Origin of the sequence: Marinobacterium sp. xm-a-152 (genome assembly GCF_013282965.1) — a bacterium.
In the GTDB taxonomy this organism is placed as follows: domain Bacteria; phylum Pseudomonadota; class Gammaproteobacteria; order Pseudomonadales; family Balneatricaceae; genus Marinobacterium_E.
Genome location: NZ_WBYI01000004.1, coordinates 128,740 through 150,395 on the forward strand (window position 1 = coordinate 128,740; position 21,656 = coordinate 150,395).

The window sequence follows — 21,656 nt, forward strand, 5'->3', positions numbered from 1 at the left end:
AGTTTACACCTTTGCTCCACGTTCTTCAATGCGTACCAATGACCAAGACTTAGTCTTAGACAGAGGGCGACTTTCCGCGATTGTCACTAGGTCACCCGCTTGGCATTCATTCTTCTCATCGTGTGCGTGCAACTTAGTTGAACGCTTCATGAATTTACCGTAGATCGGGTGCTTTTCCTTGCGCTCAACCAACACAGTGATGGTCTTATCCATCTTGTCACTGATAACTTTACCAGTAACGGTACGAGTACGTTTTTCAGCGCTCATTTAGTCACCTGCTTTTTGGTTAAGTACTGTCTTAACGCGAGCAATGTCGCGACGAACCTGACCCAACATGTGAGTCTGTGCCAACTGGCCAGTAGCCTTTTGCATACGCAAGTTAAACTGATCCTTTAGGAGAGTCAGCAATGTTTGCTGAAGCTCTTCTACGGATTGATCACGTAGTTCAGTAGCTTTCATTACATCACCGTCCGTTTAACTACAGTTGTTGAAAGCGGAAGCTTAGCTGCCGCTAGTTCAAAGGCTTCTTTCGCGAGTTGTTCAGGTACGCCTGCCATTTCAAACAGCACTTTACCTGGTTGGATCTGAGCGACCCAGTACTCAACGTTACCCTTACCTTTACCCATACGTACTTCTAGTGGCTTACCTGTGATCGGCTTGTCTGGGAAGACACGGATCCAGATTTTACCACCACGTTTCACGTGACGAGTCATGGTACGACGAGCCGCTTCGATCTGACGCGCTGTGATGCGACCACGTTCGGTCGATTTCAGTGCGAATTCACCAAAACTAACGCTGCTGCCGCGTTGAGCCAAACCGCGGTTGCGGCCTTTCATTACCTTACGGAATTTTAAACGCTTAGGTTGCAACATGTTCCGCTACCTCACTTCGCTTTCTTCGCAGGTGCATTTTTCTCAGCGCGTACCTGTTCGATACCACCAAGAACTTCACCTTTGAAGATCCAAGTTTTGATGCCGATCACACCGTAAGTAGTGTGGGCTTCGTATGTAGCGTAGTCGATATCAGCACGTAGAGTGTGTAGAGGTACACGACCTTCACGGTACCACTCAGTACGCGCGATCTCAGCACCACCTAGACGGCCTGCAAGAGAGATCTTGATACCTTTTGCACCAGCACGCATTGTGTTCTGTACGGCGCGCTTCATAGCACGACGGAACATAACACGACGCTCTAGCTGACCTGCAATGTTCTGCGCAACTAGCTTCGCATCCATATCTGGCTTGCGAATCTCTTCGATGTTGATGTGAACTGGCACACCCATCATCTTAGAAACAGTTGAACGTAGAACTTCTACGTCTTCACCTTTTTTACCAATCACGATGCCTGGACGCGCCGTGTGGATGGTGATTTTCGCATTCTGTGCAGGACGCTCGATTTCGATACGGCTTACAGATGCTTTTTCTAGCTGCTTCTCAAGGTACTTACGTACTTCAAGGTCATTCAACAGCTTCTTCGCGTAATCGGCTTTGTCCGCATACCACACAGAAGTATGGTCTTTTACGACACCAAGTCGAATACCGGTTGGGTTAACTTTTTGACCCATGATTAAATCTCCTAGTACTCAGCTCTTAGTCTGCGACCTTAACAGTGATATGACACGAGCGTTTCAAAATACGATCAGCTCGTCCCTTAGCACGCGGACGGATACGTTTCATGGTCATGCCTTCATCAACGAAGATAGTCGCAACGCGAAGTTCGTCAATGTCAGCACCTTCATTGTGCTCTGCGTTAGCAATAGCAGACTCAAGCACTTTCTTAACCAGGTGTGCACCTTTCTTGGTGCTGAACGCCAAAATATTCAGAGCTTCGCCAACAGATTTGCCGCGGATCTGGTCAGCAACCAGACGAGCTTTCTGAGCGGAGATGCGGGCGCCGTTATGCTTTGCAATAGCTTCCATCATCAACTCCTATTACTTCTTAGCCTTCTTGTCTGCAACGTGGCCTTTAAAGGCACGAGTCACTGCAAACTCACCCAGCTTATGACCGACCATATCTTCAGTAATGAATACTGGGACATGCTGACGGCCGTTATGTACCGCAATCGTCAAACCGACAAAGTTCGGAAAGATTGTAGAACGGCGAGACCAAGTTTTAATTGGCTTACGATCGCTGTTCTCGATTGCAGCTTCTACCTTTTTCAACAAGTGAAGGTCGATAAATGGACCTTTCTTAAGTGAACGTGGCACAGCTGATTCCTCTTACTTAGCCTGACGACGACGTACGATAAGCTTATCAGTACGCTTGTTCTTACGGGTCTTGTGGCCCTTAGTCGGAACACCCCATGGAGTCACTGGGTGACGACCACCTGATGTACGACCTTCACCACCACCGTGTGGGTGATCGACTGGGTTCATCGCCACACCGCGGACGGTAGGACGAACACCACGCCAGCGCGTAGCACCAGCTTTACCCAAGCGACGTAGGCTATGTTCACCATTACCTACTTCACCAAGAGTCGCACGACACTCAGACAACACTTTGCGCATTTCGCCAGAACGTAGACGTAGAGTCGCGTACTGACCTTCACGAGCAACTAGCTGAGCTGATGTACCCGCAGAGCGAGCCATCTGTGCACCCTTACCAGGCTTCAATTCAACACAGTGAACAGTCGAACCTACAGGTACGTTGCGTAAAGGCATACAGTTACCTGGTTTAAAGTCAGCCTGTTCGCCAGACATCAGAGCAGCACCTGCTTCAACGCCCTTAGGAGCGATGATGTAGCGACGCTCACCATCTGCGTACTTCAACAGAGCGATGTTCGCAGAACGGTTTGGATCATATTCCAGACGCTCAACGACAGCAGGAATGCCATCTTTGTTGCGACGGAAGTCGATTACACGGTAAGCCTGCTTGTGACCACCACCAATGTGACGCGTAGTGATGCGACCATTGTGGTTACGACCACCAGACTTAGATTTCTTTTCAACCAACGCTGCAAAAGGCTTACCTTTGTGAAGGTTTTGGCCTTTAACAGAAACGACGTGACGACGTCCTGCAGAGGTTGGCTTAGCTTTAACAGTTGCCATTTCTTAACCCCTCCTTATTCGCCAGCAGCCAGAAAATCGATTTCTGAACCGTCAGCTAGACGAACGTATGCTTTGCGAACATCGTTGCGCTTACCCATGCCACGCATAGTACGCTTCGTTTTACCTTTCGCATTAAGCACGTTCACGTTTGCAACAGTCACGTTGAACAGCTGTTCAACAGCAGCCTTGATTTCAGGCTTAGTTGCATCGTTAGCGACACGGAATACTACTTGTTGAGTATCTTCCGCTACGATCGTTGCTTTCTCAGAGATGTGTGGTCCGAGTAGCACTTTGTAGATGCGTTCCGGGTTCATGCAAACACCTCCTCGATCTTCTTAAGAGCTGGGACAGTCACAACCACTTTATCGAAACCGATTAGGCTCACTGGATCGATACCTGCTGCATCACGTACGTCAACGTGTGGCACGTTACGAGCAGCAAGGAATAGGTTTAGATCAACCTCTTCAGTGATAACCAAAGCGTTGCTTAGGTCAAACTCTTTCATTTTTGCTAAGAACTGCTTAGTTTTTGGAGCTTCGACAGCGAAGTCTTCAACAACAACTAGACGCTCTTGGCGGACCAACTCAGACAAGATAGAACGCATCGCAGCGCGGTACATCTTCTTGTTAACTTTCTGAGAGTGGTCACGTGGAGTAGCAGCGAATGTTACGCCACCAGTACGCCAGATAGGAGAACGAGTAGTACCCTGACGAGCACGACCTGTACCTTTTTGACGGAATGGCTTAGCACCACCACCAGCTACAGCTGAACGGTTTTTCTGAGCTTTAGTACCCTGACGTGCGCCTGCCATGTAAGCAGTGACAACCTGGTGTACTAGAGCTTCATTAAACTCTTTGCCAAACGCAGTATCGGCTACTTCAACCGAACCCTTGGCACCAGTTAGATTCAAATTCATGACAATCTCCCTTAGCCGCGCGCTTTAACAGCTGGTTTAACGATGACGTCACCACCAGGAGCACCAGGTACGGCACCCTTGATTAGCAGCAGGCCGCGCTCAGCATCTACGCGTACAACCTCAAGGCTCTGTACGGTAGAACGCTCTGCACCCATGTGCCCAGCCATCTTTTTACCTTTAAAAACGCGACCCGGAGTTTGGCACTGACCAATTGAACCCGGAGCACGGTGAGAAAGTGAGTTACCGTGAGTCATATCCTGAGTACGGAAGTTGTGACGCTTAACGCCACCCTGGAAGCCCTTACCCTTAGATTGACCAGTTACATCTACTTTTTCGCCTGCTTGGAAGCGCTCAACAGTAAGTGCATCACCTACGTTGATTTCCTCATCACCCTTCGCGCGAAACTCCCACAAACCTGCACCTGCTTCAACGCCTGCTTTAGCAAAATGACCAGCTTCTGGTTTAGAAAGGCGGTTAGCCTTCTTAGTACCAGTAGTCACTTGTACAGCAGCGTAACCGTCAGTTTCGACAGTTTTAACGCAAGTCACTCGGTTCGGTTCCACCTCGATGACGGTGACTGGCACGGACACGCCGTCTTCAGTGAAGACACGGGTCATGCCCGCTTTACGTCCGATAAGTCCTAATGACATTTTATATACCTCTTGCCAGTTGTGTACGGGGCTGTTACCCACTACGGCTACCCTTTTCAGGGGTATTCCACAAATAGCGCTTCATTAATAAAAAATTAATAAATCTGCGCGTGCTATTAGCCTAGGCTGATCTGCACTTCTACACCCGCTGCGAGATCTAGCTTCATTAGAGCATCAACTGTTTTTTCAGTTGGCTCAACGATGTCTAGAACACGCTTGTGCGTACGAATTTCGTACTGATCACGCGCGTCTTTGTTGACGTGCGGAGAGACCAATACGGTGTAACGCTCTTTGCGAGTAGGAAGTGGGATCGGACCACGGACCTGAGCACCAGTACGCTTTGCAGTTTCAACGATCTCCTGAGCCGAAGTATCGATCAGACGATGGTCAAAAGCCTTCAAGCGGATTCTGATTTTTTGGTTCTGCATTTTGATCACGCATTTCCTAAAATATTAAATAAACGGCAATAGCCGACCTCCCCTCAAATGAAGGGACGCAAATTCTACTTGAGTTTTGGGCTGTAGGTCAACTAAAGATTTGCCAAATGATTGGTGCGTAATTAGACAGCGGATGACAGGCTGAAAGCCAGTCACCGGAGCACCTAACCACCTACGCAGTATCGGTGACCGGCCTTCAGCCTGTCACCCGCCTTACTAGCGCGCACCTTTCTCAGTTACGGTGACTGGCTTCAGCCTGTCACCCGCTTTACCAGCAACCACCCAATCCCAAACTACGGGCATAAAAAAACCCGCTCGAGAGCGGGTTTCTTTTAGAAGATTATCAACAATTAATCGATGATCTTAGATACAACACCTGCACCTACAGTACGGCCACCTTCGCGAACTGCGAAACGTAGACCTTCATCCATAGCGATTGGGTTGATTAGTGTAACGTTCATCTTAACGTTATCACCAGGCATTACCATTTCAACACCTTCTGGAAGCTCTACAGCACCAGTGATGTCAGTTGTACGGAAGTAGAACTGTGGACGGTAGCCTTTGAAGAATGGAGTGTGACGACCACCTTCATCTTTGTTTAGTACGTATACTTCACCTTCGAACTGAGTGTGAGGAGTTGTAGTACCAGGAGCACATAGAACCTGACCACGCTCAACTTCGTCACGCTTAGTACCACGAAGAAGGATACCACAGTTCTCGCCTGCACGACCTTCGTCAAGAAGCTTACGGAACATCTCAACACCAGTACAAGTAGTCTTAGAAGACTCACGGATACCAACGATATCGATCTCTTCACCAACTTTGATGATACCACGCTCGATACGACCAGTTACTACAGTACCACGACCAGAGATAGAGAATACGTCCTCGATTGGCATTAGGAATGGCATGTCTACTAGACGCTGTGGTTCTGGGATGTAAGAGTCTAGTGCTTCAACTAGTTTCTTAACCGCAGTAGTACCTAGTTCGTTGTCGTCCTGACCGTTTAGAGCCATTAGAGCAGAACCAGCGATGATTGGAGTGTCATCACCTGGGAAGTCGTAAGTGTCTAGAAGTTCAACGATTTCCATTTGAACTAGCTCTAGCATCTCGTCGTATTCTTCAGTACCAACGCCGCCACAGTCTTCAGCAAGAAGGTCAGCTTTGTTTAGGAATACTACGATGTAAGGTACGCCAACCTGGCGAGAAAGAAGGATGTGCTCACGAGTCTGTGGCATTGGACCATCAGTCGCACCACAAACTAGGATAGCGCCGTCCATCTGTGCAGCACCAGTGATCATGTTCTTAACGTAGTCGGCGTGCCCTGGGCAGTCAACGTGCGCGTAGTGACGGATGTTTGAATCGTACTCAACGTGAGAAGTGTTGATCGTGATGCCACGCTCACGCTCTTCAGGAGCTTTATCGATACCGTCGAATGCGACAGCTTCACCACCGAAAACTTCTGCACATACACGAGTAAGTGCTGCAGTTAGAGTTGTTTTACCGTGGTCAACGTGGCCGATAGTACCAACGTTAACGTGGGGCTTGGAACGTTCAAATGCTTGCTTAGCCACGAGCTTAATTCCTGTGTTAGGTTTAAAAAAATAAGAAGACTGCCAATTCGAGTTAGCAATCCTACTGGGCGCGAAATTTTAACGTCATTGCCTATATAGTCAAGCAATGTGATCAATTTTCTTTAAAAAAGATCTCTCCAACCGGTTTAAGGCAAATAATAAGCCTGTTCGTTTTTACTTATACATATATATGTCACATCTTTTTGGTTACATTTCGATCAGCTATTCCATCGAGGCTTATACAAGCGTATAATCTCGCGACTTTTTAAAACGTCCATGAATTCGAGTGAGAACATGACTGATCTAAACAAATACCGAAATATAGGCATCTTCGCCCACGTTGATGCGGGTAAAACCACAACTACTGAGCGTATCCTGAAACTAACAGGTAAGATCCACAAAACTGGTGAAGTACACGAAGGTGCTGCTACTACCGACTTCATGGAACAGGAGCAGGAGCGTGGTATTACTATCCAGTCTGCAGCAACGACCTGTTTCTGGAAAGACCACCGTTTCAACATCATCGATACTCCTGGGCACGTTGACTTCACTGTAGAAGTTTACCGTTCTCTTAAAGTACTTGATGGTGGTGTTGGTGTATTCTGTGGTTCAGGCGGTGTAGAACCTCAGTCTGAAACTAACTGGCGCTACGCGAACGAGTCAGAAGTTGCACGTGTTATCTTCGTCAACAAACTTGACCGTATGGGTGCTGACTTCTACCGCGTTGTAGACCAGATCAAAAACGTACTAGGTGCAAACCCACTTGTATGTACTCTTCCTATCGGTACTGAAGATCAGTTCGTGGGTGTTGTAGACGTTCTGACTAAGAAAGCTTACGTATGGGATGATTCTGGCCAGCCAGAAAACTACGAAATCCAAGACGTTCCTGCTGACATGGTTGACGACGTGGAGATGTACCACGAGCAACTAATCGAAACAGCGGTTGAACAAGACGACGATCTAATGATGGCTTACATGGAAGGCGAAATGCCATCTATCGAAGACATCAAGCGCTGTATCCGTAAAGGTACTATCGCTCTAGACTTCTTCCCAACATTCTGTGGTTCTGCATTCAAGAACAAGGGTGTTCAGCTAGTACTAGACGCAGTGGTTGACTACCTACCAAGCCCAACTGAAGTTGATCCACAGGATCTAACAGACGAAGAAGGTAACGCAACTGGCGAGAAAGCGATCGTATCACCAGACGAGCCTCTACGTGCGCTAGCATTCAAGATCATGGATGACCGCTTCGGTGCTCTAACCTTCGTACGTATCTACTCTGGCGTACTGAACAAAGGTGACACAATCCTTAACTCTGCAACAGGTAAGACTGAGCGTATCGGCCGCATGGTTGAGATGCACGCAGACGAGCGTAACGAACTATCTTCTGCAACGGCGGGTGACATCATCGCGATCGTTGGTATGAAGAACGTACAGACTGGTCACACTCTATGTGATCAGAAGCACCCATGTACTCTTGAAGCCATGGTCTTCCCAGAGCCAGTAATCTCGATCGCTGTTGCACCTAAAGATAAAGGCGGCTCTGAGAAAATGGGTATCGCAATCGGTAAGATGGTTGCAGAAGATCCATCATTCCGCGTTGAAACTGACGAAGATTCAGGCGAAACCATCCTTAAAGGCATGGGTGAGCTTCACCTAGACGTTAAAGTCGACATCCTTAAGCGTACATACGGCGTTGAGCTAAACGTAGGTAAACCACAGGTTGCTTACCGTGAGTCGATCACTATCCCAGTTGAAGATAGCTACACGCACAAGAAACAGTCGGGTGGTTCAGGTCAGTTCGGTAAGATCGACTACCGCATGAAGCCAGGTGAGCCAGGTTCTGGTTTCACATTCAGCTCTTCAGTTGTTGGTGGTAACGTTCCTAAGGAATTCTGGCCAGCTGTTGAGAAAGGCTTCGCGTCTATGATGCAAGAAGGTACGGTTGCAGGCTTCCCAGTTGTGGACGTTGAAATCGAACTGTTCGACGGTGGCTTCCACGCAGTCGACTCTTCTGCTATCGCATTCGAAATCGCAGCGAAAGGCGGCTTCCGTCAATCTATGCCAAAAGCGGGCCCACAGCTTCTTGAGCCTGTGATGAAAGTTGACGTCTTCACTCCTGAAGATCACGTTGGTGATGTTATCGGTGACCTTAACCGTCGTCGCGGCATGATCAAAGACCAGGAAGCTGGCGTAACTGGCGTTCGCATCAAAGCAGACGTACCTCTATCTGAGATGTTCGGCTACATCGGTCACCTACGTACTATGACATCGGGTCGTGGTCAGTTCTCTATGGAGTTCAGCCACTACTCTCAGTGTCCAGCTAACGTAGCAGAGACTGTTATCGCTGAAGCGAAAGAGCGTAAAGCGAACAAGTAATTCGCCCAACGCAAAAAACCCCGCCATCGCAAGATGCCGGGGTTTTTTAATGCTCACTTTTCAATTAATCGCGGCCTTTTTAAGACCACTCCAACAAGCAATGAGTGTTGGAGCTTTATCGCAGATGAAGCGATAAGCTAATTGCATCACCATCACCAAGTGGTACACTATATGGTACATAAATGGAGGGCATTATGATTACTCTAAACGCAACCGAAGCACGCAAATCTTTCTTCGACATCATTAAACGAACCAATCAACAGCATGAAATCGTTGAGGTTCAACATAAAAACGGCAAGTCCGTAATCATGTCGTCTGAAGAGTATGAAAGCCTACAAGAAACCCTCCACCTCCTATCACAAGAGGGTTTTGCCAAGGCGTTTAAAGAGGCTGTTGAAGAGGCCAACAGCGGCAAGACGGACAGCTTTGATAATGTTTTCGGTGAGTCATTGTGACCGACAGACGTTACGACATAGAACTAACCAAACAAGCCCAAAAAGACATTAAGAAACTATCACCGAAGCTGAAAGAGAAACTCAAAGATATACTAAGGAACAAGATTGCAGTGGATCCGTTATCAGGAAAAGCACTGCTAGGCGACTTAGCCGGTTTTTACTCTGTAAGACTCACCTTTCAGGACAGAATCGTCTATCGAATTGAAGATGATCGCTGTGTGGTGATTATTATTCGGGCTAAGACACACTATGGTGATTAGATCGCGGCCTTTTTAAGACCGCTCCAACTGGCGCTGAGTGTTGGAGCTTTATCGAAGATGAAGCGATCGATTAACTCGTCAACAGCGAGCAAAACGGAATAAAGTCGTAACGCTCACCCGCTTTAATCTCAACATCCGCTGGTAAATGCAGCAAACCATCCGCATTCAACGCTGAGGATAGAACGCCTGAACTCTGATTCACCAGACGGTGAGCGACACCGGCATGCAGCTCAACACGCATATACTCATCGCGAGACTGTGCAGCTCGAACCACAGACGTTTCAACCGGAATGCGCAACGCCTGCTTGTACTCCGCTCCCTGAAGATGCATCAAACAAGGACGCGCCAGCAACGAGAAGGTCACTAAGGCTGACATTGGGTTACCCGGCAGACCAAAAATCGGGGTCTGCCCTACCCGACCCGCGGCAAAAGGCTTACCTGGGCGAATACGAATTCGCCATAAGTTAATTGAACCCAACTCATCGATCGCACTCTTAACGTGATCCTCTTCACCTACTGAGACACCGCCCATGGTCAGAATCGCATCCGCCTGTACTGAAGCTGCAATCAATGCATCGCGGGTCGCCTGATGATTATCAGCTACCTGCCCCATATCAACCACGTCAAAGCCCGCTTGGCGAAGCAGCTCAACCAACATAGGTCGATTAGAGTTGTAGATCTGCCCAGGTTGCAGAGCAACACCGGGCTCTACAAGCTCATCACCCGTCGACAACAGTGCGACTGTTAGGGGCTTAAAGACCTTTACATGTGTAATACCGGTTGAGGCACAGATACCTAGAGCCGGCGCCGTGAGTCGCGCCCCCGCCTCTAAAATCACTTCTCCGGCTGTAATATCCAAACCGGCCGCTCGAACATTCTCGGACGCTTTAGCGGTTTGTAGAATACGCACACCCATGTCACAGGCTTCGGTGTTCTCTTGCATCACCACACAATCCGCACCATCTGGAAGCTCGGCACCGGTAAAGATTCTGGCCGCGGTCCCGCTGACTAATGGCGTAGTGATTGCGCCAGCAGGAATGCGTTGTGAAATAGCCAGCTCGGCACCCGCGATCGCATCTTTGGCAGCCAGCGCATAGCCATCCATCGCAGAGTTCGCGTTAGGCGGCACATTGATCGAAGCGACCACCGATTCCGCTAAAATTCGGCCAGCTGCATCATTCAGCGACACAGACTCAACCTCTGCAATAACAGAGAGCTGATCAAACAGCGCTTGGCGCGCATCATCCAGTGGAATCAGCGGCTTCATCGCCGACATTACTCTGCCGCCTCGATGGCAAGACGCTGCGCTTTTACCTGCTCAAGCAACGCCACAAAGTTACATGGGCGGTGACGGTTATCAAGCTGTGACTCAATGATGCTCCAGCCTGTACAGCAAGCACCGGTTGAACCTGGCATACAGACGATCAACGTACCGTTAGCCAAACCCGCAAACACACGTGACTGAATCGTCGAGGTACCGATCTCATCCCAAGAGACCTTGCGGAACATCTCACCAAAGCCTTCGACCTCTTTATCGAATAGCACCTTAAGTGCTTCAGGCGTTGAATCACGCATCGCAAATCCAGTACCACCGGTACTTAACACAACCTGCACTTCAGGATCCGCAATCCAGTGTGAAACCTGTGCACGCAATAGATAGACATCATCGGGTAACAGTGCGCGATCGATCAGGCTATGTCCCGCCTCAACGGCTGCATTCGCTAGAAAGTCACCCGAGGTGTCATTCGACTCGTTACGAGTGTCTGATACGGTCAATACTGCAATATTCAGACTGACAAACTCTTTACCGTTACTGCTCATTGTCTCTCCAAGCTCATACAGAGGGTTAATTTAAGGGATATTATTACGAACTTTACCGGCAGACGCACTGATGCGCATCAACCACCGGTGGCATTCATAAAACGGAGTATTTGCGGTTCGTTCGCTAGATCGAAGTGGTGTTTTTCAGGCTTAAGATCCATAGAGTTGATGATCGCCTGTTCTAGCTTAGCAGCACGTAATTCAGGATCCGCTTCTGAGCGCAACAGATCACGCAGATCCATAGAGTGTTCGTTACCCAAACAGAGCAACAAACGCCCTTCAACAGTGACACGCACACGATTACATTCCGAACAGAAGTTATGCGAGTGCGGCGAGATAAAACCGATGCGCGTATTCGAATCCACCATGCGGTAGTAGGTAGAAGGGCCCGCAGTCTGCTCTTGCGTCTTCTCCAGTGGGTAGACTTGCTCAATTAACTGACGCACATCATCGCTAGAGCAGTAGGCCTCTTCGCGATCATGCTCAGTAATAGCACCTAAGGGCATCTCTTCGATAAAACTGATGTCCATGTCACGATCACGCGCAAAATTGACCAGATCGACCACTTCATCATCATTACGGCCTTTTAAGATCACCGCATTTAACTTAACGCGTTTAAACCCTGCAGCACAGGCGGCATCGATACCGGCAATGACCTGATCAAACTTATCCTTGCGCGTCAGCTCTTTAAAACGATCCGCCTTCAGCGTATCCAAAGAGACGTTGATGCGCTTTACACCGGCTTCAACTAGATCGTTCGCCATGGTCGGTAGTTGCGAGCCATTAGTCGTTAATACCAACTCAATGTCCAACTCACCCAACTTGCGGATCAGCGTCAAAATATCACGACGTACCAATGGCTCACCGCCAGTCAAACGCAGCTTATTGACACCCAGACGCACAAACGCAGCACCCACCTCATAGATCTCCTCCAGAGTCAGCACCTGCTCGCGAGGAAGAAAGGTCATCTCCTCGGCCATGCAGTAGACGCAACGGAAGTCACAACGATCCGTCACCGAGATGCGCACATAGTCGATGTGGCGACCAAACTTATCGATCAGTTTCAAAGGTGTATTCATGGGCTCAAGTATAACGACTCGTGTAACAGTTTTTTAGCAATTCTTTGCGAAACTTTACGCTCTAGATCAATGCTTTTGATCAGTTAACAGCCTATTATTAGATCATTCTAATTTAACTCCCTTAAAAAGGACCTCCCATGGATACCAAAGCAAAACTGAGCCACACCAGCGTTGCGCTGCACTGGATAGTCGCCCTACTGATGATCGGCTCAATGATCATTGGCCTGACACTAGAAGAGATGGAGCGCAGCCCAGAGAAGTTCGACCTACTGAAACTCCACATGACGGCCGGCGCCGTTGTATTTGGCTTTGCCGTATGGCGATTAATGGTTCGTATGAAAAACGGATTCCCGGAGTCACTGAGTGACGTACCACCGATGCAGAAGAAGATCTCCATCATCGTCATGAGCTTCCTGATTGCAGCGACACTGTTCATGCCGATCTCTGGTGTACTGATGCAAGTTGGCGAAGGTCACGCCGTGATTATCTTTGGAATGGAAGTGATCGCACGCAGCAACACAGAGATCGAATGGGTAGAAAAGCTAGGTCACATCGGACACGGCCTAGGCAGCAAACTACTAATGCTCGCCTTCTTCCTACACGTCGCCGCTAGCTTCAAGCATATGCTATTTGCAAAAGACGGCACCATGGCTCGCATTTTTGGCAGAAGGGTTTAGAAGTTATTGAAGTTGGCGCAAAACGTCCCTAAGACTTTGCTTCCAATCATCAGGTTCGATCCCAAACTCCTTATAGATCTTTGAGCAATCAAGTTTTGAATTTAGAGGCCTTGGTGCTGGCGTAGGATATTCAGATGAAAAAATTGATGCTAGCTCTGGAGCTTTAGATATCAATCTCATAGATTCAGCTTGTTGGAATATTTCCTTAGCAAATTCATACCATGAGCAGTAGGGCAAACCAGTAAAATGGTAAGTACCCCATTTAATATCTCGCTTCTCGCCGACCCTAGCAGCAATTGTTAAAAGAGCATTGGCTATACTATCGGCACTTGTGGGACCGCCAAATTGATCTGCAACGATAGAAAGCTTTTCTCGCTCCGCCCCAAGCCTGAGCATTGTTTTAACGAAGTTACTGCCTATTTCTGAGAACACCCAGGCGGTTCTAAGAACAATATTCTGCTCTAGATTCTCTTTGACGGACAACTCACCAGCCAACTTGCTTTTTCCATATACAGATTGAGGATTAGTCAAAGCATTTTCGGTGTAAGCAATATTTGAAGTTCCATCAAATACATAATCAGTCGAGATGTGTAAAAGAGGGATATCTCGCTTACGGCAAGTAAGTGCAAGCAACTTTGGGCCAAGCTCATTAACTGAATAAGCTAGCTCAGAATCAGATTCGGCTTTATCTACTGCTGTATAAGCCGATGCGTTGATAACTAAATCCGGTTTAACTTGAGCGAAAACAGCATCAACATTCCGCAGATTTGTAATGTCCAGTTCCGAACTCGACATTCCAAAGACTTCAAAGCCCCGCTTACTTCCATGTTTTACGAGGGCACTCCCAACCTGACCCGCAGCGCCTGAAATCAATATTTTCATACGATCAAACGCCTAATTTAATTTCAGCTAAAGTCGGGAGCTTTAGATCTTTATCTGAGAGAAAAGGTTTTTTGATAGGCCACTCAATATCAACGTCTGGATCATTCCAAATAAGGCCACCTTCATCTTCTGGAAAATAAAGATCTGTGCATTTGTATTGGAAGTCAGCAGTCTCTGTGAGTACGCAGAAACCATGTGCATAACCTGGCGGAATCCATAACTGTTTGTGGTTATCTGCCGATAACTCTAGACCAACGTACTGACCAAATGTTAGCGACTCTGGATTAACATCTACAGCCACATCGAAAACAGCACCTGCGCTACAACTAACAAGCTTACCCTGTGGGCGAGTTTTTTGTAGGTGCAGCCCCCTGAGTACCCCTTTTTGAGAACGAGAGTGATTATCTTGAACAAACGGAAGATCAATTCCAGCTTCTTTATAACGTTCTAACTGAAATGTCTCTTTGAAAAAACCGCGTTGATCTCCAAAAACTTTGGGTTCAATTATGAGAACGCCTGCAAGCTTAGTTTCAGTCACTTGCATTATAAAGATGCCCCGGCAATTCTATTTAAATACTGTCCATAGCCGGTTTTAGATAAGAGATCAGCTTTTAGTTTGAGCTCATCCACTGAAATCCACCCATTTCGGAAGCCAATCTCCTCAAGGCATGCAACTTTAAGCCCTTGGCGATGCTCTATAGTTTGTACAAACTGACCGGCTTCCATAAGTGAGTCATGAGTCCCTGTATCTAACCAAGCAAAACCGCGACCCATTAGGCTTACGTTAAGCTCGCCAAGATTTAAGTAGGCGTTATTCACATCCGTAATTTCAAGTTCACCACGATGACTTGGCTTCACGGCCTTAGCAATTTCAACAACACGGTTATCGTAAAAGTAGAGACCTGTCACAGCATAATTTGATTTTGGTTTTTCAGGCTTCTCTTCAATAGAAATAGCCCTACCCGCCTCATCAAACTCAACCACACCAAAGCGCTCTGGATCATTAACATGGTACCCAAATACAGTTGCACCTGATGGGCGAGCAGCAGCCTCTTTCAACATCGCTGAAAAGCCATAGCCATAAAAGATATTGTCACCAAGAATTAAGCAAACATTGTCATTGCCGATAAATTCTTCACCAATAATAAATGCCTGCGCTAAGCCATCGGGAGAGGGTTGTTCTGCATAGGTGAGCTCGATACCGAAGTCAGACCCATCGCCCAACAGCTTCTGAAAATTTGGTAGATCTTCCGGTGTAGAAATAATTAGAATTTCACGAATACCCGCTAACATTAATACTGATAATGGATAATAAATCATCGGTTTATCGTATATAGGGAGCATCTGCTTAGAAACGCCCTTAGTAATAGGGTGAAGACGGGTTCCAGACCCGCCAGCTAAAACAATACCTTTCACAATCCTACCCCTGCCCGTTACCAATTCGATTTAAACGATATTCACCATCAAGTACCCGCTGCCACCAAGCATGGTTATTTAAGTACCACTCGACAGTTTTTCTTAACCCTGACTCAAATGTCTCTTGTGGTGTCCACCCTAGCTCTTTCTCAATCTTAGAGGCATCTATAGCGTATCTAAGATCGTGACCAGGTCTATCTTTAACGAACTCTATTAGGTCACGATAGCTTGTCACACCATCCGGCTTTTGAGGATGCAGCTCTTCAAGCAGATCACAAAGTGTATGTACAACCTCAAGATTCTGCTTTTCATTGTGGCCGCCGATATTATAGGTCTCGCCGATAACACCTTCAGTAGCAACCAAAACCAAAGCACGGGCATGATCTTCAACATACAGCCAGTCTCGAACCTGATTACCCTTTCCATAAACAGGAAGGCTTTTTCCAGACAGCGCGTTCAGGATCATGTGCGGAATGAGCTTTTCAGGGAAATGGTATGGGCCATAGTTGTTCGAGCAATTCGTTACAACAATGGGTAGCCCAAAAGTTCTGCCCCATGCACGAACCAAATGATCTGAGCTTGCTTTAGATGCTGAATAAGGTGAGCTTGGGGCATAAGGCGTTTCTTCTGTAAAAAGATCTTCAGTTCCCTCTAGATCCCCATACACCTCATCTGTTGAGATGTGATGGAATCGGAACGTGTTTTTTTTATCCGAAGGCAAACTTACCCAATATGCCCTAGATGCCTCAAGTAACTGGTAGGTACCAACTATGTTGGTTTCGATGAAATCGCCAGGACCGTCAATTGATCTATCTACATGACTCTCAGCAGCAAGGTGCATGACTATATCTGGCTGAAACTCTTTAAATGCAGAATCTAAAGATTTCCGATCACAAATATCAATTTGAGCAAATGAATATCTTTGGGAATCCGCCACAGGGGCGATCGAATCTAGATTTCCAGCATAGGTCAGCTTATCTATATTCAAGACATAATACCCAGTGTCAGCAATCAAATGCCTTACTACAGCAGAACCTATAAACCCAGCACCACCGGTTACAAGAATTTTTTTCTCAGACAAGAGTACGCCCCTTAAAATTTAGATGAATCTTTTCAGAAAACTAGTAAACGAATAGTCATTAGTAACTAATCGAGACAACTCGTTGAAAACATATCCATCATCTCTTTCATAGGAAAGGCTATGAATTGGCATATAGTGTACTCCCTCTACAAAAGGATGAGCGAGTGTTTCACTGTACAAAACCTTCCCGTGAAGATAGGCACTCAATAATCTTGGAACTTCAGTGTAAACCCCTTCACTGTAGTGAATATTAAGAACACCCTGGGAATCGTTGATAATTGAAGAAAGCTCTTTTCCATATGTACCTGCAGGAACGACAGATACCATTTCAGCAGGCAGATTACTAATAATCTTCTCACGTCTCGTGCCGTCGATAGCACCAAAAAAAACAAAACGCCCATCGGTTGGAGAATTAAAAACGGTAGTAGTATCAGGAAATACGTGAGGCCCAAAAACAAATTTTTGGGGGTATTTATCGAGCAAACCAATGCTTCTGTAGAACTCTCTGTTTGAAGTACTCAAATCTAAGTTCACATCACATAGCCGGCAAGCTAGTTTGATATTCCGAACAGCTTTGCGTTTTTTTGCACCCCACAACAGCGCTCCGTCTTCAGCGCACAGCTGTTCAGTCTGAATACCAATTTTCAAAGAAGGAATGAACCAATTAAAAATACCAAGCCCCTTGTGAATACCCACAAATATCTTAGCTTGCTGTTCTACAATAAGGGACGGATTAATTGCCGCTCTCAAATCATCTGCAAACTGCGAAAGCACAGGGTGCTTAGCAATGAATTTGATAGATTGAGCTTTGGATCTAAACATAAACGAGACTTAAAATACTTTCACGAATGATAGCATGATAAAGCATATTGATAAGCAGCGATTATCGAAGGTAAAAATCTTATTAGAAACAAGCTAGAGGGAGTTCGTTTTGAAAAATCATACCTTAATAATAATGAGAATCATTCAACTCTTGAAACTGTAGTAATTGTTCCCCAAGCTATCTTTAACTGAAATTAGTTGTATCAGAAGTTAAATAAACGACAGTTTAAAAACAATCATGCGCCATAACAGCGCATGAACATTATTCTTTGTTAAATGCGTAGTGCCTAATCAATACGATCAAAACACCCAGCATTCCACCTAAAACAACACCAAGCGCAGCGATTAACGCTCGTTTTGGTTTTGATTTAAGCTCAGGAACCACAGCCGGATCAATGGTTTTAAACAGATATTCTGGCGTAGCTTTGGCCAACATCATTGTTTCAATCTGGGACTGTACAAGATCGAATAAACCAGCTTGAAGCTCTGTTAAAGACGTAGAGCGAATCTGCTCTTCTAGGTATGCAATAGACTTCTCTGCCTGAGCCAAGTCTTGTGCTCTAACAGTCTCATTGATGTCTTCTACAAGCCATTCGACCCATTGCTGAGCAACAACCGGAGAGTAGTGCTCCACAGCAATGGTTACAAATCCTGTCTCTTTATCCTGGCTTGTTGAAAGCGATTCTTTAAATACTTCATGAGCCTCTTGAATGCTAGGCACAGGGGTTTTAGGTGGTTCTACTTCCCTAACCCACTCACCGGTTTCTACATTAAAAACCTCTGGATCAAAGGTAATGTTTTGCGTATTGATATCATACGATTTCGTAGCCATAAGCTCTGGCAGGATGTTATGACGACTTTCAAATTGACTAAAAAACTGACGGGATTTGATGATCTGTAATCCAAGACCCGTTTTATCAGCTCCACCAGATGGTAAAGAGATGCCAGCCAATCCGGCTAGTGCCCCATATTTAGACGCTAGGCCAGCCATACCACCACTCTCGGCACTGACTGGGGCTAAGAGCGCCTCTGAGCGGTAGATGTTTGGCATTTTGAGTGCAACAAACACAGCGACAATTGCAGCAAGCAGAGTCGTTAAGATAATGATCCACTTACCTTTCCATAAGACGCTGAACAGTTCTCGTAAGTCTATCTCATCGTCATTAGCAAGAGCTTGATTAGACACTTGATCTATCGAGTGATTCATATTTTTTCCTTAAAGAATACCAACCGCAGCAATAGCCACAGTACCTTGATAGATAATCTGAGTAATATCACGCCAGAATGGGATGAAATCTTTATAGTCAGTGTTAATTGGAACTACGATAGTATCACCCGGCTGGAGTCTTACCGACCTAGGTGTAAATTTAGTCCAGCTGACATCTGCCTGCTCAACGGATCCGTTAGCTCTAACCACATAAATGTTTTTATCATCTGCACGCGATGAGGTACCTGCAGCTAGGCCTAAGTAATCATCAATATTAAAGCCACGTTCAAAGGTATGCGAACCCTGGCGACGCACTTCCCCAACCACAGTGATCGTATTGGATTTTTTAGGGATAACCAAACGGTCACCATCTTCCAATAAAAGGTCAGAGGCTTCGTCACCATTCAAGGCCTTATCAAGATTAACAACTAATCGACCTAGGCCTGCAAATTGGTTCAAATCCGCAATAATCGAACTGACGGCAGTGTAATCAACCGTGGAGTTTTCATTTGTCATCAAAGAGGCGGCCACCTCCCTCTGTAACTGTTGACCAAATAAGCGCGCTTGAGTGGCTTCTAATTCAGCTACAGATTTACGTGTAAAGATAGCGCCTTGCGGATTACCCTCATTGGTGAAGCCTCCAGCTCGTACAACAATATCTGACAAAGTCTCACCTCGACGAAGAAGGTATTTACCAGGGTATTTAACTTCACCGGCAACCTCTACTTCTGCATCAGGGTTCCAGTCGATCATCTGCCGGACATTCACAAAATCTCTCGACTGAAGGGCAAAACTTCTAGCGTTGTTAATTTCTAAAACTTGAACTTCATTTTCGCTATTCGCATTTTGAACGATTCGTCTAACTTCAAAATTCTCTTGAAAAGCTGAGTCATCAAGCCCACCTGCTGCATCAACTAAATCTTGAAGCGTGTAATTTACGCCAAGCGGGTATTGACCTGGAACTTTGACTGCCCCACCAATGGATACAACATTGGCGGGTTGATCGGACCTAGCTTGACTGATCAACTTTGCTATAACCGGTGCTAACAAAGCTTCTCTAGAGAACTCTCTAGGCTCATTTTCATCAATACCAGAAACGCTATCTTCATATAGACCATCCCACTCGAACACTAAAACCCGATCTCTAGGTTTAAGAACAAGATCTGAGTGTGTACCTTGTTTAGCAAGAACATCAGACAGACTGAATTGAAGGGTTTCAATATCAAGATTGCTGTTTTTAATTCGTACAATAAGACCGTAACTACGATCAGCTTGTTCAAGGACACCACCTGCAGCCGCAAATAGATCAGAAAGTCTGTAACCCTCTTGAATTGGGTAGGTGCCTGAGGATCTTACAGGGCCAACAAGGGTTGCCACGCTAGCAGGATTACTAGCATCAGATTGAGCCTCTAATTTTTTAATAACCGGCTTAAGTAGCGCTGCTCGAGTGTTATCAGCCGTTGATAAATCGCTACCTGCAAGCTCTTCATTTAGCTGAGTCACACCCTCCCACTTAAAGACTAAGACTTTATCTCGAGCTTGTAGAATTGGGTCTTTTGGTGAACCTTTGTTTGATAGAGCCTCCACCAAGCTAAACTCCAGAACGTCAATATCAAGCTTCTGATTTTTTTCACGGAGAATCAGGCTGTAACCCAAGTCAGCATCGGGTAATAGGTCCCTTCGCATATCACCTATCAAATCTGAAACTCGTATTCCCTCTTTCCACCCATAAACACCAGGTCTTGCTAAAGCACCCTCAAGAGTAATCAGGTTTTCAACGTTATCGCCAAGTGGCAACACCCTTACAATATCACCGTTGCTCATCTCGATAGCAAGTTGATCACTGTTCTCAGCTTTAATGTTAACGGCCACAGGCAGCTCACCAGGGTTACGTTTTTTGATGAGCACAAGCTCACCGGCAAAAGCAGAGCTTTTATAGCCACCTGCCATGGCAACCATCTCACCTAAAGTTTGGCCTTTTTTAACCTCATAGACAGCAGGACGTTTAAGTTCACCGGTAAGAGTTACTAGTGCTTCGTAAGGTGGTACAAAAACCACATCACCTGACTGCAATCGAATATCACCAGAGATATCACCCTTCAATAGCAAATCGTAGACATCGAAAGAGGAGACCAACTCACCGCCTCTTTTAACTTGGATATTACGAAGGCTGCCGATATCTGTTACGCCACCGGCTTGAAACAACGCCTGTGTAATGGTGGTTAAAGCTGAAACAGAATAGGCACCCGGCACTGACACCTCGCCTGCCATGAATATATTCATAGCACGCAAACGTCCCATCGATACCATCGATTCAACACCGATTAATTGCTTATCGACACGTGCATTAATTAAACGTTGAGCTTCATCAAAGGATAGACCTGCAACTGAAATAGGACCTAGCTTTGGAAAGTTAATGATTCCATCACGGCCGACTTGAAGCGTTAAAAGATCACTCTCCTTACCAAACAGCTGGATAATCAGCTCATCACCAACACCTAAACGATAATCAGCTGGCACCATGGCGTTGTCTGTTGGGGCAAAGGTAGATACTTCACGATCAAAAAGATCGACTCCAAAGCGAACAAGAGGGTTTTTAACAGCTTTGATAGTTTCTGCTACGGAAGAATTCTCTTTTACAGCCTTTGACAGAACAGCATTTTTTTCTTCAACTTGAAGCTCGTTTGATTTTTCAGCTTGAGGAAGCTCTTGGCTGACTGTTCCAACAGGACTCGATTTGGATGATGACTTGATACTACCTAGATCAACACCGTATTGCTTAGCAAGAGCTTGCTGTTCCGATAAAGGCAAAGACTTAAACTGCTCAAGCATGGCGGGAGAAAGGGTCTGAGCATTGGAATTAATAACTAAAGACAAGCCTAGAGTTAAAAAGATAGATCGTTTAATGACTTTAAACATTTGAGCTGGACCAATTTTTATAAAATTTAATGTG

General features: G+C 46.2%; 26 protein-coding genes. 4 read left to right on the forward strand and 22 right to left on the reverse strand.

Annotation, left to right across the window (positions count from 1 at the left end; genetic code table 11):
* Positions 1–3: 3 nt before the first annotated feature.
* The 12 genes from rpsQ to tuf all read right to left on the reverse strand — a co-directional run bounded on the left by rpsQ (position 4) and on the right by tuf (position 6,624).
* The gene (gene rpsQ / locus XMA152_RS05040; RefSeq protein WP_173480317.1) at positions 4–267 is read right to left on the reverse strand and encodes a 30S ribosomal protein S17; all 264 of its coding nucleotides are present in this window, start codon (positions 265–267) and stop codon (positions 4–6) included.
* Complete coding sequence (gene rpmC / locus XMA152_RS05045) at positions 268–459, reverse strand: 50S ribosomal protein L29 (protein ID WP_173480316.1); 192 nt, start codon at positions 457–459, stop codon at positions 268–270. It lies immediately after the preceding gene.
* Positions 459–872, reverse strand: coding sequence for a 50S ribosomal protein L16 (gene rplP, locus XMA152_RS05050; RefSeq protein WP_173480315.1), 414 nt, complete (start codon positions 870–872; stop codon positions 459–461). The genes rpmC and rplP overlap by 1 nt, the downstream gene beginning before the upstream one ends.
* Before the next feature lie 11 nt (positions 873–883).
* Positions 884–1,564 (reverse strand): 30S ribosomal protein S3, encoded by a 681-nt coding sequence (gene rpsC / locus XMA152_RS05055; protein WP_173480314.1) that lies wholly within the window; start codon positions 1,562–1,564, stop codon positions 884–886.
* 25 nt (positions 1,565–1,589) lie between these two features.
* A complete protein-coding gene (gene rplV / locus XMA152_RS05060; RefSeq protein ID WP_173480313.1) occupies positions 1,590–1,919 on the reverse strand; it encodes a 50S ribosomal protein L22 in 330 nt (109 codons plus the stop codon).
* Positions 1,920–1,931: 12 nt separating this feature from the next.
* Complete coding sequence (gene rpsS / locus XMA152_RS05065) at positions 1,932–2,207, reverse strand: 30S ribosomal protein S19 (RefSeq protein WP_173480312.1); 276 nt, start codon at positions 2,205–2,207, stop codon at positions 1,932–1,934.
* A gap of 12 nt (positions 2,208–2,219) precedes the next feature.
* On the reverse strand, positions 2,220–3,047 hold the full coding sequence (gene rplB / locus XMA152_RS05070; protein ID WP_173480311.1) for a 50S ribosomal protein L2: 828 nt from the start codon (positions 3,045–3,047) through the stop codon (positions 2,220–2,222).
* A 14-nt stretch (positions 3,048–3,061) separates the two neighbouring features.
* Positions 3,062–3,361: a 50S ribosomal protein L23 gene (rplW, locus tag XMA152_RS05075; RefSeq protein WP_173480310.1), complete on the reverse strand. Its 300-nt coding sequence runs from the start codon at positions 3,359–3,361 to the stop codon at positions 3,062–3,064.
* Entirely contained in the window at positions 3,358–3,963 is a 606-nt protein-coding gene (gene rplD / locus XMA152_RS05080; protein WP_173480309.1) for a 50S ribosomal protein L4, read from the reverse strand. Before rplD ends, rplW begins: the two co-directional genes overlap by 4 nt.
* An 11-nt stretch (positions 3,964–3,974) precedes the next feature.
* A complete protein-coding gene (rplC, locus tag XMA152_RS05085; RefSeq protein WP_173480308.1) occupies positions 3,975–4,613 on the reverse strand; it encodes a 50S ribosomal protein L3 in 639 nt (212 codons plus the stop codon).
* 116 nt (positions 4,614–4,729) lie between these two features.
* A complete protein-coding gene (gene rpsJ, locus XMA152_RS05090; protein ID WP_173480307.1) occupies positions 4,730–5,041 on the reverse strand; it encodes a 30S ribosomal protein S10 in 312 nt (103 codons plus the stop codon).
* 359 nt (positions 5,042–5,400) lie between these two features.
* Positions 5,401–6,624 (reverse strand): elongation factor Tu, encoded by a 1,224-nt coding sequence (tuf, locus tag XMA152_RS05095; protein WP_173482923.1) that lies wholly within the window; start codon positions 6,622–6,624, stop codon positions 5,401–5,403.
* Positions 6,625–6,918: 294 nt separating this feature from the next.
* Between tuf and fusA the strand changes: the two genes are divergently transcribed.
* From fusA to XMA152_RS05110, 3 genes are all read left to right on the forward strand, one after another.
* Positions 6,919–9,003, forward strand: coding sequence for an elongation factor G (gene fusA / locus XMA152_RS05100; RefSeq protein ID WP_173480305.1), 2,085 nt, complete (start codon positions 6,919–6,921; stop codon positions 9,001–9,003).
* Positions 9,004–9,197: 194 nt separating this feature from the next.
* A complete protein-coding gene (locus XMA152_RS05105) occupies positions 9,198–9,458 on the forward strand; it encodes a type II toxin-antitoxin system Phd/YefM family antitoxin (protein WP_173480304.1) in 261 nt (86 codons plus the stop codon).
* Positions 9,455–9,718, forward strand: a complete 264-nt coding sequence (locus tag XMA152_RS05110) for a type II toxin-antitoxin system RelE/ParE family toxin (RefSeq protein WP_173482924.1) — start codon at positions 9,455–9,457, stop codon at positions 9,716–9,718. Before XMA152_RS05105 ends, XMA152_RS05110 begins: the two co-directional genes overlap by 4 nt.
* 70 nt (positions 9,719–9,788) lie before the next feature.
* Here XMA152_RS05110 and glp read toward each other — a convergent pair whose 3' ends face one another.
* The 3 genes from glp to moaA all read right to left on the reverse strand — a co-directional run bounded on the left by glp (position 9,789) and on the right by moaA (position 12,618).
* Complete coding sequence (gene glp, locus XMA152_RS05115; RefSeq protein WP_173482925.1) at positions 9,789–10,994, reverse strand: gephyrin-like molybdotransferase Glp; 1,206 nt, start codon at positions 10,992–10,994, stop codon at positions 9,789–9,791.
* Entirely contained in the window at positions 10,994–11,539 is a 546-nt protein-coding gene (moaB, locus tag XMA152_RS05120; RefSeq protein ID WP_173482926.1) for a molybdenum cofactor biosynthesis protein B, read from the reverse strand. Before moaB ends, glp begins: the two co-directional genes overlap by 1 nt.
* Before the next feature lie 77 nt (positions 11,540–11,616).
* On the reverse strand, positions 11,617–12,618 hold the full coding sequence (gene moaA / locus XMA152_RS05125; protein WP_173482927.1) for a GTP 3',8-cyclase MoaA: 1,002 nt from the start codon (positions 12,616–12,618) through the stop codon (positions 11,617–11,619).
* Positions 12,619–12,755: 137 nt separating this feature from the next.
* Here moaA and XMA152_RS05130 point away from each other — a divergent pair, with 137 nt between their 5' ends.
* A complete protein-coding gene (locus XMA152_RS05130; protein ID WP_173482928.1) occupies positions 12,756–13,295 on the forward strand; it encodes a cytochrome b in 540 nt (179 codons plus the stop codon).
* 3 nt (positions 13,296–13,298) lie between these two features.
* On the opposite strand, the gene rfbD is transcribed toward XMA152_RS05130, so the two are convergent.
* From rfbD to XMA152_RS05165, 7 genes are all read right to left on the reverse strand, one after another.
* Complete coding sequence (rfbD, locus tag XMA152_RS05135; protein WP_173482929.1) at positions 13,299–14,177, reverse strand: dTDP-4-dehydrorhamnose reductase; 879 nt, start codon at positions 14,175–14,177, stop codon at positions 13,299–13,301.
* A gap of 4 nt (positions 14,178–14,181) precedes the next feature.
* Complete coding sequence (gene rfbC, locus XMA152_RS05140) at positions 14,182–14,721, reverse strand: dTDP-4-dehydrorhamnose 3,5-epimerase (RefSeq protein ID WP_173482930.1); 540 nt, start codon at positions 14,719–14,721, stop codon at positions 14,182–14,184.
* Positions 14,721–15,593, reverse strand: a complete 873-nt coding sequence (rfbA, locus tag XMA152_RS05145; RefSeq protein WP_173482931.1) for a glucose-1-phosphate thymidylyltransferase RfbA — start codon at positions 15,591–15,593, stop codon at positions 14,721–14,723. The genes rfbC and rfbA overlap by 1 nt, the downstream gene beginning before the upstream one ends.
* A 4-nt stretch (positions 15,594–15,597) precedes the next feature.
* Positions 15,598–16,674, reverse strand: a complete 1,077-nt coding sequence (gene rfbB / locus XMA152_RS05150; protein ID WP_173482932.1) for a dTDP-glucose 4,6-dehydratase — start codon at positions 16,672–16,674, stop codon at positions 15,598–15,600.
* Positions 16,675–16,692: 18 nt separating this feature from the next.
* Entirely contained in the window at positions 16,693–17,496 is an 804-nt protein-coding gene (locus tag XMA152_RS05155; RefSeq protein ID WP_173482933.1) for a hypothetical protein, read from the reverse strand.
* 262 nt (positions 17,497–17,758) lie between these two features.
* Complete coding sequence (locus XMA152_RS05160; protein WP_173482934.1) at positions 17,759–18,703, reverse strand: Wzz/FepE/Etk N-terminal domain-containing protein; 945 nt, start codon at positions 18,701–18,703, stop codon at positions 17,759–17,761.
* 9 nt (positions 18,704–18,712) lie between these two features.
* The gene (locus XMA152_RS05165) at positions 18,713–21,622 is read right to left on the reverse strand and encodes an SLBB domain-containing protein (RefSeq protein ID WP_173482935.1); all 2,910 of its coding nucleotides are present in this window, start codon (positions 21,620–21,622) and stop codon (positions 18,713–18,715) included.
* Positions 21,623–21,656: the final 34 nt, after the last annotated feature.